The organism is Pseudomonas sp. NPDC086566 (assembly GCF_050280885.1).
GTDB classification, from domain to species: Bacteria; Pseudomonadota; Gammaproteobacteria; order Pseudomonadales; family Pseudomonadaceae; genus Aquipseudomonas; species Aquipseudomonas vlassakiae.
The window spans coordinates 460082-472773 of sequence record NZ_JBNNWD010000002.1; the positions used below are offsets into that span (position 1 = coordinate 460082).

Below are 12692 nucleotides of genomic sequence, written 5' to 3' on the forward strand. Positions count from 1 at the left end.
TTGAGGTGGGTGGTGGTTTTCAGGGCCCTATCGCGGGAAACCCGCTCCTACAGGTTTCAGCACAGGCCCAGAGGCAGTGTGATCCCTGTAGGAGCGGGTTTACCCGCGATAGGGCCAGTAGGGTTTAACGGCCCTGGCAGGCGTCCACGCGCAGCCAGCGCTCCAGCAGCTTGAAGCCTTGCACCAGCACGAACGAGATCACCAGGTAGAAGACCCCGGCAGCGAAGAAGATCTCCACTGGCAGGTAGGTCCGGGCAATGATCGTACGGGCCATGCCGGTCAGTTCCAGCAGGGTCACGGTACTGGCCAGGGCGCTGGCCTTCAGCATCAGGATCACTTCGTTGCTGTAGGCCGGCAGGCCGATGCGCGAGGCGCGTGGCAGCATGATGTAGAACAGCGTCTTGCCCCGCGACATGCCCAATGCCCGCGCTGCTTCGATTTCACCCTTGGGGATCGACTGCAGCGCACCGCGCAGAATCTCGGCGATGTAGGCGGCGGTGTGCAGGGTCATGGTCAGCACCGTGCACCAGAACGGATCGCGCAGGTACGGCCATAGCGAGCTGGAACGCACGGCGTCGAACTGCGCCAGGCCGTAGTAGACCAGGAACAGCTGCACCAGCAGCGGCGTGCCACGGAAGAAGAAGATGTAGCTGAACGGCACGGCGCGCACGTACCAGTGGCGCGAGGAGCGGGCAATGCCCAGCGGGATGGCCAGGATCAACCCGGCGACCACGGCGATGGCCACCAGCTCCAGGGTCAGGGTCGCACCTTGGGCCAGTCGCGGCAGCCACTTGATGATGACTTCCCAATTCATTGTTCAGCCCTCGCAAAGCCGCGAGCGGCGCGTTTTTCCATGAAGTACATGCCGGTCATGGCGATGATCGTGAGGCTCAGGTAGATACAGGCAGCGACCATGTAGAAGGTGAATGGCTCCTTGGTCACGGTCACGCCGATCTGCGCGTGGCGCATGATTTCTTCCAGGCCGATCACCGACACGAGGGCAGTGTCCTTCATCAGGATCATGAACAGGTTGCCCAGGCCCGGCAGGGCGATCCGCCACATCTGCGGCAGGATGATCCGCGACAGGATGCGGCCTTTGGACAGGCCCAGCGCCAGGCCGGCCTCACGGTGGCCCTTGGGGATCGCCAGGATCGCGCCGCGGAACACTTCGGTGGCATAGGCGCCGAAGCACAGGCCCAGGGCGATGACGCCGGCCGCGAAGGCGCTCAGTTCGAGGCCCGGCATGTTCAGGGCTTCGCCGAGGCTGTTCATCAGGCCGACGGTGCCGAAATAGATAAGCAGGACCCAGAGCAGCTCGGGCACGCCGCGCACCAGGGTCGAGTAGAAACCGCCAAGCCATTGCAACGGCTTGATCGTGGAAGTCTTGGCCAGGGCGCCGAGCAGGCCCAGGACCAGCCCCAGCAACAGGGCGCAGAGCGCCAGTTTTACGGTCATCAGGGTGCCGGCCATCATGGCCGGACCGAATCCGTGCAGGTCGATATTCATGGGCAGGTCATTCTAGGGACCTGCGCGCCCCGGGGACGCGCAGGTCGGAGCGGATCATTCGATGCTGAATGGGAAGTACTTGTCGTTGATCTTCTTGTACGTACCGTCAGCCTTGATTTCCGCCAGGGCCTTGTTCAGCTTCTCACGCAGCGGGTCACCTTTACGCACGGCGATGCCGATCTTGTCGCTGTCCACCACAGGCTCGCCCTTGAACTCGAAGTTCATGCCGTCCTTGCTCTTGAGCCACTCGTACTGCACGTACTTGTCGGCCAGGATGCCGTCGATGCGGCCGGACACCAGGTCCAGGTAGGCGTTTTCCTGGGTGTCGTACAGCTTGATCTCTACGTCGTTGCCGTAGTTGTCTTCCAGCCAGGTGCCTGCCAGGGTGGCGCGCTGGGTGCCGATCACCTTGCCTTTGAGCGACGCCTTGTCGGTCTTGAAGTCGACATTCTTCGGCGCGATGAACTGCAGCTTGTTGGAGTAGTACGGGTCGGTGAAGTCGACCGCCTGCTTGCGCTCGTCGGTGATCGACAGCGACGACACCAGGAAGTCGAACTTCTTGGCATTCAGGGCCGGGATGATGCCGTCCCAATCGGAGGTGACCACGTCGCACTCGACCTTCATCTTGGCGCACAGGGCGTCGCCGATGTCCTTGTCGAAGCCGACGACGTTACCGCTGGCATCCTTGTTGTTGAACGGTGGGTAGGCGGCTTCGATACCCATGCGCAGTTTTTCCGCGGCCATGGCGTTTGCCGACATCACCAGGGTGGCAGCGGCTGCCAGGAGGAACTTCTTGTAAATGTGCATGTATTGCTCCGTTAGCGGTGGCTGGACATGAATTGCTTGCAACGCGCCGAGGTCGGGTTCTCGAAGACCTGCTGCGGCGATCCTTGCTCTTCAACCAGGCCCTGGTGCAGGAAGACCACTTCACTGGACACCTGGCGGGCAAAGTTCATCTCGTGCGTCACCAGCAGCATGGTACGGCCTTCTTCGGCCAGTGCGCGGATAACGTTAAGCACTTCCTGGACCATTTCCGGATCGAGCGCCGAGGTCGGCTCGTCGAACAGGATGACCTTGGGCTTCATGGCCAGGGTGCGGGCGATGGCAGCACGTTGTTGCTGGCCACCGGAAAGCTGGGCGGGGTAGCTGTGGCGCTTGTCGTGGATGCCGACCTTGTTCAGCAGCGCTTCGGCGGCTTCGATGGCCTCGGCCCTGCTCTGGCCGAGCACGCGGCGTGGCGCCTCGATGATGTTGTCGAGGATCGACATGTGCGGCCACAGGTTGAAGTTCTGGAAGACGAAGCCGATTTCGCTGCGCAGGCGGTTGATCTGGCGGTTGTCGGCGGCGATCAGGTCGCCGTTCTTGGCGGCCTTGAGCTTGAGGCTCTCGCCGGCAACGAGGATTTCACCCTGGTGGGGGTTTTCCAGCAGGTTGATGCAGCGCAGCAGGGTGGACTTGCCGGAGCCGGACGACCCCAGGATGGAGATCACGTCACCGTCGCGCGCGGTCAGCGAAATGCCCTTGAGAATTTCCTGCTCGCCGTAGCGTTTGTGCAGATTGCGGATTTCCAGCGCGGGCGTGGCCTGGGCCATGTGCGGTCCTCATGTGATCGGGTGCGTTCCCAGCTGTTGGCGGCCTTCCTGGCGTGCGCCAAGCTAGCATAGCGGCATTATCACGGCCAACAGGGTCGCTGGGCACTCGGGGCGCTGGTGGGGCAGTTTGTCGCATCGTTGCAGCGCAACGTCGCGCGGATGTCCGCGAAGGTGTCGCCCAGCACCAGAGCCTTGATGAAAAAAGGCGCGATGGTGCCAGTTTTGGCCCGCGCATGGAAGCGGTTTTAGACCTTTCGCGGGCGGCCGGGTCATGAGGTTGTACCTCGAGGTTGCGCTTTTTGGCATTGCAGTGGTGCACGGGTGTTACCGTGGAGCACCTTTGGTGCGTTTGTAAGTGGGTATTTCAGTAATCCGATGATTTGGCGGCCTTTCGGTCAGCCGCTGGCCGAAAGCCCTCCAAACCGCGTCCTAAAAGGCGCGCTGGCTTTTCTGATGAATGCATCCCGAATATGGCGCGCTTATTGCCAGTACGAAGCCGCCGATTGCAGCGATGCCTAGGTCAACCCCAGGTGCGCTCTGTTAACGCAATCGGAGTGGTCCACTCCTTACAAAGGTAGTTTTAATGAGCGGTAACAATTCCAATGACCTCGCTCAGGGGCTCAAACAACGGCATGTCACCATGCTGTCCATTGCTGGCGTCATCGGCGCCGGTCTGTTCGTGGGTTCCGGCCATGCCATCGCAGCTGCCGGCCCGGCCGTGCTGCTGGCCTATGCCGCCGCTGGTACCTTGGTCGTACTGGTGATGCGCATGCTCGGCGAAATGGCAATCGCCTCGCCGGATACGGGCTCGTTCTCCACCTATGCCGACCGCGCCATTGGCCGCTGGGCCGGTTTTACCATTGGCTGGTTGTACTGGTGGTTCTGGGTGCTGGTGATTCCACTGGAAGCCAACGCCGCTGCGGCCATTCTTCACGCCTGGTTCCCGTCCGTGGACCTGTGGGCCTTCTCGCTTCTTATTACCTTGGCGCTGACCCTCACCAACCTGTGCAGCGTGAAGAACTACGGTGAGTTCGAGTTCTGGTTCGCCCTGCTCAAGGTGCTGGCGATCATCGGCTTCATCGTCGTTGGCTGCATCGCCATGTTTGGCTTCGTGCCAAGCAGCCAGGTGAGCGGCGCTTCGCACCTGTTCGATACCCAGGGCTTCATGCCTAACGGGCTGGGCGCGGTGCTGGCGGCCATGCTGACCACCATGTTCTCGTTCATGGGTACCGAAATCGTCACCATCGCCGCTGCTGAATCGAAAGACCCGGGCAAGCAGATCAGCCGCGCCACCAACTCGGTGATCTGGCGTATCTGCCTGTTCTACCTGGTGTCGATCTTCCTGGTCGTTGCGCTGGTACCGTGGAACGACCCGGCCCTGGCCGAAGTCGGCTCCTACCAGACCGTGCTGAGCCGCATCGGTGTGCCGAACGCCAAGCTGATCGTCGACATCGTGGTATTGGTCGCCGTGACCAGCTGCCTGAACTCGGCGCTGTACACCTCGTCGCGCATGCTGTTCTCGCTGAGCAAGCGTGGTGACGCCCCGGCCATCGCCCAGCGCACCACCAAGGCGGCAACCCCGCATGTGGCCGTGCTGCTGTCGACCGCAGCTGCGTTCCTCTGCGTATTCGCCAACTACGTGGCCCCGGCCCAGGTGTTCGAGTTCCTGCTGGCCAGCTCCGGCGCCATCGCGCTGCTGGTGTACCTGGTGATTGCCGTGTCGCAACTGCGCATGCGCAGCCAGCGTGAAGCGCGTGGCGAGAAAATCGACTTCAAGATGTGGCTGTTCCCTGGCCTGACTTGGGCAACCATCGCCTTCATCATTGCCGTGCTGGCGGTGATGGCGCTGCGTGAGGATCACCGTGCCGAGATCATCGCGACTGCGCTGCTGAGCATTGGCGTGGTGGCGGCGGGCTTGCTGGTGCACCGCAAGCGTGAAGCTGCCGGGCGGGTGGCGCTGGATAACTGATCCGCGCTGCTTGAAAAAAAGGCCGCGTCCTCTGCAGGGCGCGGCCTTTTTTATTGTCTTGCACCCTCTTCGCGGGTTTACCTGCGAAAGGGCCGGAACAGGTCAAGCAGCCCGGTCAGCCAAACTGCTTCTGCTGTTGCTGCTGCTTGGCGACCAGTTCGGAAGCGGCGATATAGGCTTCCTGGAACTCATCGCTCTCCAGCCAGGCCATGGTGGTTTCCTCATCGGCGCCGTCGAGCCAGGTGCGGTAGGCGTTGAACACCAGCACGATGTAGTCGGTGGCGTGCTCTTCCTTGTGGCCCTTGAGCACCAGGGCCAGCAGTGGGTCGACCAGGAACACCGAGATCATCGCCACCAGGCTGGTTTCCTGCGCGGCCTTCATCTTCGCGAACAGCTCTTTGTAGCTGTCGGTCTCCATGGCCTTGTTGAACACCTGCTCGATGCTGGCGCTGTCACCGGCACTGGCCTTGACCGCCTGACCGCTGCGCACCATGCGGTTCTGCTTGGCTTTGCTGGCGGCGCGCTTGGCGCGTTTCTGTTGTTTGGTTGGGGTGGCCATGGGTGAATCCTTGGGGTGTTCGGAAATTGCGCGTATTGAAGCGCAGCAGCCCGGGCGATTCAACTGGCGGGCGGTGTCGGCTCGTCTTCCTCGAACCCGCGCGATGCGCGGCCGACCAGCAGCTCATCGGGCGCATGAGCCACGCGGTGGTCCTTCCCTGGATAGTCCAGCGAATGCAGGAAGTGCCGGATACAGTTGATCCGTGCGCGTTTCTTGTCGTCCGACTTGATCACCGTCCACGGTGCGTCGGCGGTATCGGTATGGAAGAACATCGCCTCCTTGGCTGCGGTGTAGTCTTCCCACTTGTCCAGCGACTTGATGTCGATGGGTGACAGCTTCCAGTGCTTGAGCGGGTCGTCCCGGCGCGAGATGAAGCGGCGCAGCTGCTCTTCGCGGTTCACCGAGAACCAGTACTTGAACAGCAGGATGCCGCTGTTGCACAGCATCCGCTCCAGGTCCGGCGCCTGGCGCATGAACTCCAGGTACTGCAGCGGCGAACAAAAGCCCATTACCTTCTCGACCCCGGCGCGGTTGTACCAGGAGCGGTCGAAGAAGACCATCTCGCCTGCCGTGGGCAGGTGCTGGATGTAACGCTGGAAGTACCACTGGCCCAGTTCCTGCTCGGAAGGCTTCTCCAGCGCGACGATCCGTGCGCCTCGCGGGTTGAGGTGCTCCATGAAGCGTTTGATCGTCCCACCTTTGCCCGCTGCGTCACGCCCCTCGAACAGAATGACCACGCGCTGGCCGGTTTCCTTGACCCAGCTCTGGACCTTCAGCAGTTCGATCTGCAGCGCATGCTTGGCCTTCTCGTACTCCTGGCGACGCAGGCGGGTGCGGTACGGGTAGCTGGCTGGCAGCCGCGCCGAGGTGCTGTCTTCATTACTGCCCTTTGGTGCGCTGGCCACTTCCAGCGCGGCTGGGGCCTGGCTGACCTTGCTGATGGAGGGTTCAGTTTTGCGCTGGCGAGGGCGGCGCGTGCGAGGTACGGCAGGGGCGGGGGAAGAGGATTCGCCGGGGGCGGGGAGCAGGAGGGTGGCTTCTTCGCTCATGGAGGTCCTTGCGAGGTTGGGTCGAATGTCCACCTGCAATTTTGAAACTGAGCGAGAGAAGGCTTGTTGATACCGGTCAACGGCAGAGAGGGGTGGAGCAATAAATCCAAGACAACAAAAAACCCGCACTAGGCGGGTTTCTTGTTGTCGCTTCGGGTAACTTTGCAACCACCAGAAGCTTGAAGGTGGTGCCCAGAGACGGAGTCGAACCGCCGACACGAGGATTTTCAATCCTCTGCTCTACCGACTGAGCTATCTGGGCGACGAGGTGAATTAAATAGATTTTCTGACGGCCCGTCAACGACTTTTTGAAAAAATTTTAAATTAATTCCGTCGCTTACGATTCGTGGGGTCATTCGGAGGGTGGAACGTAGCCTTCCGCCTGGGCGTATTCCTCGCCGGCGAAAAACTTGTCCATCTCGCCCTGGAGGAACTTGCGGTCGTCGCCGTTCATCATGTTCAGGCGCTTTTCGTTGATCAGCATGGTCTGGTGTTTCTTCCAGTCTTCCCAGGCTTTCTCCGAGATGTGGTCGAAGATGTCCTGGCCCTTGGCGCCGGGGTAGGGCGGGCGGGCCAGGCCGGGGAGTTCTTCTTTGTACTTGCGGCACATCACGGTGCGGGTCATCGGGCTTCTCCTGCAATCAGTTCGTCGGCCGCGCGTTTGAGCAGCTTCTTGACCGGGGCGGCGAGGCCCAGGCGCGGCGGGGTGGCGAGGTTATACCAGAGCCAGTCGGCCTCGGCCACGTGCTGGCCGACCGGGTCGACACGTACCAGCCACGGCTCGATCGCCAGCTGGAAGTGGCTGAAGGTATGGGTCAGGCCGTCCAGTGCGCGGCTTTCGGCCAGGCGCAGGCCGTGCTGGTAGGCAAGGTCGTCGAGCTGGGCGATATCGTCCAGCTCTGGCAGGCTCCACAAGCCGCCCCACAGGCCGCTGGATGGGCGGCGGTAAAGCAGAATGGCGCCTTCATCGTTGGCCAGCAGCGGCATCAGCGTGCGCCGTTGCGGCAGTGCCTTGCGTGGCTTGGGCTCGGGGTAGCGGGTTTCTTCGCCGTGCAGGTGCGCTTCGCAGCCGCGCTGCAACGGGCAGATCAGGCAGCTGGGCTTGCTGCGCGTGCACAGCGTCGCGCCCAGGTCCATCATCGCCTGGGTGTAGTGGTTGGCGCGCTGGTGCGGGGTGAAGCGCTCGGCCGTGGCCCACAGCTGGTTGGCCACCTTGGGCTCGCCGGGGTAGCCGGCCTGGGCGGTGTAGCGGGCCAGCACGCGCTTGACGTTGCCATCGAGAATCGGCGCGCGAATGCCCATGCTAATGCTGGCGATGGCACCCGCTGTGGAACGGCCGATGCCGGGCAGCTCGGTGAGTTGCTCGACGCTGCGCGGGAATTCGCCGCCATGTTGCTCGACGACGATCTTCGCGGCCTTCTGCAGGTTGCGTGCGCGGGTGTAGTAGCCAAGGCCGGTCCACAGGTGCAGCACTTCGTCCTCCGGCGCCTCAGCCAGGGCCTGCACGGTCGGCAGGGCCTGCATGAAACGGTCGAAGTAATTGAGCACGGTGCTGACCTGGGTCTGCTGCAGCATGATTTCCGAAACCCACACGCGGTATGGGTTGATGCCCTGTTGCCAGGGCAGGTCGTGGCGACCGTGCTGGTCGTACCAGTCCAGCACGGCGCTGGAGAACTGCGTGGGGGTCATCGCTTGAACAGCCCCTTGAGCGCGTCTTTCAGTTCTGGGCTCACTTTGTCTCCGAGTTTTTCATCGATCTTGTCTTTAAGGCGGTTGCCGGCCAGCTTGGCCGCGACCTTGCCCAAGCCGTCCTGGTCCAGGCGGCAGGCCTTGGCGCCGAGCTCCAGCGGGCCACGGCAGCGCAGCGGCACTTCCACGCCGACGAAGCGCTCACCTACCTGGCAGGCCGGGTCGGGCATGGCGCGCTGGTCACCCTCGACGATCACGCCGATGTTGTAGTCCATGCCCAGCACGCGCAGGTCGAGGTCGCCATGGCCGTTGACGGTCAGGCCCGGGATGCGTGCCTTGAGGTCCGGGTTGCTGGCCACGCCATTGCGAATCACCAGGCTGCCGCGCAGTTCTTCGAACGGGGTGTCCTTGCCACGGGGTTCGCCACTCAAAGTCTTGCGGTTGAGGGTGGCGATGGCCTGGCAGAGTTGCTGCTCGAGGTTGGCGTTGACCAGCACGCCGTCATTGATGGTGAAGTTTGCGCTGCCATTGAGGGTGTCGACCAGTGCCTTCTGGCTGTTACCGGTAGCCGTCAGATCACTGGTCAGGGTCAGCAGGCCTTTGACCGGCGGCGTCTGTGCCTTGCCTTCAGTTTTGATGAAGTGCTCGACCGGCACCCGGTTGATCCTGGTGTTGATGCCGAGCTGCGGCACGGCAGGGCGCACGTCGACGTTGCCCTTGGCTTCGAAAGTGCCGTTATAGAGGCCGCCGCGCAGGGTTTGCAAGGTCAGCAGGCCGCCCTGGCCGGTGGCCTGCAACTGAGCATCGCTGATTGGCAGCTTGTCCAGAATCAGCGAGCCGAAGGCCAGGTCGGCCTGCAGATCGAGGACGCGCAGGCGGTCGACCGGCAGCAGCTTGTCGTCGCTCCAGGCCACCTGGGTCGGGGCGCTGGGCAGCGGCGAGCTACCGGCTGCGGCCACCGCGGTGGATTCCTGTTGCTGAACCTCGGCCTGGCGCGCGGCAGTCGCGCCCTTGGCCTGTTCGCTCTTGGCCAGCAGGTAGCGATCGGCGTCGAACTTGTCACCTTTGAGTTGCAGGCGCAGGGCCTGCTTGGTGAAGTCCTCAATGGCTGCGCGGCCAGTGAAGGTGGTGTCGTCCAGTTTCACGGCCAGGTCGGCCAGGGTCAGGCTGGTCGGTGTGCCTTGCAGGCGGGTCACCAGCTCCAGCTTGCCGAAGGCTGCCGGGTCGTTGGTGGCCGGCAGCGGGTGGCCGATGCCATCGAGGAAGGTGCGCAGGTTGAACTGGGCGATGGACAGGCCGCCGCTCAGTTGCGGGGCCTTGTCGAGGTCGCGCAGGTTCAGTTCGCCGAGGGCGCGCAGCTGGTTGGCCGAGACTTTCAGGCCGCTCCACGAGGCCACGTTGGCCCCCATGTCGACCAGCAGCTGGCCCTGGGCGCCAAAGGTGACGGTCTTGCCAGCGGTAGGTTCGCCCGAGGTTTCGCCGGTCAGGCGCAGGTCTTCGAAGTTGTAGCGCTTGAGCTTGCGATCGAAGCGCAGCTCGCCGGCAAGCTCGGTGCGGGCCTTGATGGCCGGCTGGCTGGCGCTGATGAAGGCGCTGGCTTTCAAGGCGATATTGGCGCCCTCGTGGACCGGGCCGGTGCTCAGCTGGATGCTTTCGGCGCTGTAGCTCTGGCCGCTCTTGGCATCGGTGTAGTAAACCCGGGCGTTGTTCACGGCCAGGCTGTCGATGTCGAGCTTCACAGCGCGCTCACTGTTGCTTTCAGCAGGTTTGGCGGGTTGCTCGGCAGGTGCCTGGGCCGGCGCACTGGCAGTGCCATCGGTGGCGGCCGGTAGCGGCTTGCCGATGTCTTCCCAGTTGCCGTGGCCATTTTCGTCACGAACCAAGGTCAGGTTGAGGCCCTCGACACGCACATCGCTCATCTGCACTTCGCGGCGCAGCAGCGGCAGCACACGCACGGAGAGGCCGAGCATCTGCAGGTCGGCGAACGGTTCCTTGGGTTTGGCCAGGGTCGCGATGCTGGCTTCGTGCAGCTCCAGGCCTAGCCAGGGGAACAGGCTCCAGCCGATGTCGCCGTTGAGGGTCAGCTCGACGTGCGCCTTGTCGCGCGCCAGTTGGCGGATCTCGTCTTTGTAGTCGTTGGGATCGAAGAGGTGGGTCAGGGCGAAGCCCAGCGCCACGATGATCAGCAGCAACCCGAGAAGCCCCAGTCCCAGGATTTTGCCGAACGCTTTCATGGGCGAGTCCTTGTAGTCCGTAGTGTGAATTCCGAACGGCTGAGTATAGCGCCGCAGCGGTGGGTCCTGCGTATTCGACTAGCGATGCAGGGCATTTCAGATAGTTGCGGGATTCGACAGTTGTGGTTTTGGCAGTTCCTTCGGCGCTGGATTCTTCGCGGGTACAGAAAACGTCGAAATACCGTTTCAGCCACGCGAAAAATAACGATATCAGATTGCTTTCATGTCATCTGCGAACTGGTACCCTTGTGCCGCTTCGCGGAACGGCCGCGACCCATTGTCGCGGGCCGTCACCCCCGCAAAGGCCAGTTCGCCCTGCGTGCGAGAACAAGAGCTTGGGCAGTATCCGCCAGCACTGTCTACCTACAAAAGGATCGAATCCATGAGCAGTACCATCACGGCAGAAGGGCTGGCCAGCGCGCCTGGCTTCCTGTCGAAGGAGCGCATCATCGCCCGCCCGGGCTTCAACCGCTGGCTGGTCCCGCCAGCCGCCTTGGCCATCCATCTGTGCATCGGCATGGCCTACGGCTTCTCGGTGTTCTGGCTGCCGCTGTCGCAAGCCATCGGCATCACCGCGCCTGTTGCCTGTTCGGCGGACATGGGCTTCATCGCCCGTATGTTCAGCGCCGAATGCGACTGGCCGATCTCGATGCTGAGCTGGATCTACACCCTGTTCTTCGTCTTCCTTGGCTGCTCGGCAGCGGTGCTGGGCGGCTGGCTGGAACACGCTGGCCCGCGCAAGGCTGGCCTGGTATCGGCACTGTGCTGGTGCGGCGGCATGCTGATCTCGGCGATTGGCGTGAAGACCCACCAGCTGTGGCTGATGTGGCTGGGCTCCGGCGTCATTGGTGGTATCGGCCTGGGCCTGGGCTACATCTCGCCGGTCTCGACCCTGATCAAGTGGTTCCCGGACAAACGCGGCATGGCCACCGGCATGGCGATCATGGGCTTCGGTGGTGGCGCCATGGTGGGTGCACCGCTGGCTACCGCGCTGATGGGCCATTTTGGCAACGCGCAGGAAGTGGGCGTCTGGCAGAGCTTCGTCGCCATGGCCGCCATCTACTTCGTGTTCATGACCGCTGGCGCCCTGGCTTACCGCGTGCCGCCTACCGGCTGGAAGCCTGAAGGCTGGAGCGCGCCGGCGAAGAAGGCCGGCAACGGCATGGTCACCGACCGCCACGTGCACGTCAGCGTCGCCTGGAAAACCCCGCAGTTCGCCCTGGTGTGGCTGGTGCTGTGCCTGAACGTTTCGGCCGGTATCGGCATCCTCGGCATGGCTTCGCCGCTGCTGCAGGAAGTGTTTGCCGGCAAGTTGCTGGGCAACGAGCTGAGCTTCAGCGAGCTGAACGCCGCACAGCTGGCGCAGATCGCCGCCATCGCCGCCGGCTTCACCGGCCTGCTGAGCCTGTTCAACATCGGTGGCCGCTTCTTCTGGGCATCGTTCTCCGACTACATCGGCCGCAAGAACACTTACTTCGCCTTCTTCGCCCTGGGCGTCGGCCTCTACAGCCTGGTGCCGAACATGGGCCACCTGGGCAACGTGGCGCTGTTCGTGGCGGCGTTCTGCATCATTCTGTCGATGTACGGCGGTGGCTTCTCCACCGTTCCGGCCTACCTGGCCGACCTGTTCGGCACGCAGATGGTCGGTGCCATCCATGGTCGCCTGCTGACTGCCTGGGCGGCAGCCGGCGTGCTGGGCCCGGTGCTGATCACCTACCTGCGCGAGTACCAGTTGGCGGCGGGCGTGGAGCGTGCAGCGGCCTACGACATGACCCTGTACATCCTCGCCGGCCTGCTGGTGCTGGGCTTTATCTGCAACATGCTGATCCGCCCGGTGGCCGACAAATACTTCATGACCGATGCCGAACTGGCCGCCGAACGTGCGCTCAGCCACGACAAAGGTGCTGACGGTGCGCGTTCGCTGGAGTGGCACGCCGCACCGGGCAGCCTGCCGCTGGTGCTGCTGGCCTGGGCTGTGGTGGTCGTGCCGCTGGCTTGGGGTGTTTGGATTACCCTGCAGAAGACCGCTGTACTGTTCCATTGATGTAGCCATCTGGGGGTTGCCTGGCAGCCCCCATGATCGGGTTGTATAGA

General features: G+C 63.0%; 11 protein-coding genes and 1 tRNA gene. 2 read left to right on the plus strand and 10 right to left on the minus strand.

What is annotated here, in order from left to right:
- Nucleotides 1-124: 124 nt before the first annotated feature.
- The 4 genes from ACQKPS_RS06325 to ACQKPS_RS06340 are packed head-to-tail and all read right to left on the minus strand — an operon-like array spanning nucleotide 125 to nucleotide 3098.
- Entirely contained in the window at nucleotides 125-814 is a 690-nt protein-coding gene (locus ACQKPS_RS06325; protein WP_054886716.1) for an ABC transporter permease, read from the minus strand.
- Entirely contained in the window at nucleotides 811-1506 is a 696-nt protein-coding gene (locus tag ACQKPS_RS06330; protein ID WP_254481843.1) for an ABC transporter permease, read from the minus strand. The genes ACQKPS_RS06325 and ACQKPS_RS06330 overlap by 4 nt, the downstream gene beginning before the upstream one ends.
- A 54-nt stretch (nucleotides 1507-1560) precedes the next feature.
- A complete protein-coding gene (locus ACQKPS_RS06335; protein ID WP_176509095.1) occupies nucleotides 1561-2313 on the minus strand; it encodes an ABC transporter substrate-binding protein in 753 nt (250 codons plus the stop codon).
- A gap of 11 nt (nucleotides 2314-2324) precedes the next feature.
- The gene (locus ACQKPS_RS06340; RefSeq protein ID WP_176509094.1) at nucleotides 2325-3098 is read right to left on the minus strand and encodes an ABC transporter ATP-binding protein; all 774 of its coding nucleotides are present in this window, start codon (nucleotides 3096-3098) and stop codon (nucleotides 2325-2327) included.
- A 583-nt stretch (nucleotides 3099-3681) separates the two neighbouring features.
- On the opposite strand from ACQKPS_RS06340, the gene gabP reads away from it, so the two are divergent.
- A complete protein-coding gene (gene gabP, locus ACQKPS_RS06345; RefSeq protein ID WP_186602818.1) occupies nucleotides 3682-5067 on the plus strand; it encodes a GABA permease in 1386 nt (461 codons plus the stop codon).
- A gap of 115 nt (nucleotides 5068-5182) precedes the next feature.
- Here the strand turns inward: gabP and ACQKPS_RS06350 are convergent, their stop codons facing one another.
- From ACQKPS_RS06350 to ACQKPS_RS06375, 6 genes are all read right to left on the minus strand, one after another.
- Nucleotides 5183-5626, minus strand: coding sequence for a hypothetical protein (locus ACQKPS_RS06350; RefSeq protein ID WP_427603217.1), 444 nt, complete (start codon nucleotides 5624-5626; stop codon nucleotides 5183-5185).
- 59 nt (nucleotides 5627-5685) lie between these two features.
- Nucleotides 5686-6675 (minus strand): polyphosphate kinase 2, encoded by a 990-nt coding sequence (gene ppk2, locus ACQKPS_RS06355; RefSeq protein WP_427603219.1) that lies wholly within the window; start codon nucleotides 6673-6675, stop codon nucleotides 5686-5688.
- Between the two features lie 186 nt (nucleotides 6676-6861).
- Nucleotides 6862-6937 (minus strand) — tRNA-Phe (locus ACQKPS_RS06360).
- Nucleotides 6938-7027: 90 nt separating this feature from the next.
- Nucleotides 7028-7300: an oxidative damage protection protein gene (locus ACQKPS_RS06365; protein ID WP_254481840.1), complete on the minus strand. Its 273-nt coding sequence runs from the start codon at nucleotides 7298-7300 to the stop codon at nucleotides 7028-7030.
- A complete protein-coding gene (gene mutY / locus ACQKPS_RS06370; protein ID WP_254481839.1) occupies nucleotides 7297-8364 on the minus strand; it encodes an A/G-specific adenine glycosylase in 1068 nt (355 codons plus the stop codon). The genes ACQKPS_RS06365 and mutY overlap by 4 nt, the downstream gene beginning before the upstream one ends.
- Entirely contained in the window at nucleotides 8361-10598 is a 2238-nt protein-coding gene (locus ACQKPS_RS06375; protein ID WP_427603222.1) for an AsmA family protein, read from the minus strand. The genes mutY and ACQKPS_RS06375 overlap by 4 nt, the downstream gene beginning before the upstream one ends.
- A gap of 382 nt (nucleotides 10599-10980) precedes the next feature.
- Here ACQKPS_RS06375 and ACQKPS_RS06380 point away from each other — a divergent pair, with 382 nt between their 5' ends.
- Entirely contained in the window at nucleotides 10981-12642 is a 1662-nt protein-coding gene (locus tag ACQKPS_RS06380) for an OFA family MFS transporter (RefSeq protein ID WP_313200875.1), read from the plus strand.
- The last annotated feature ends 50 nt before the right edge of the window (nucleotides 12643-12692 follow it).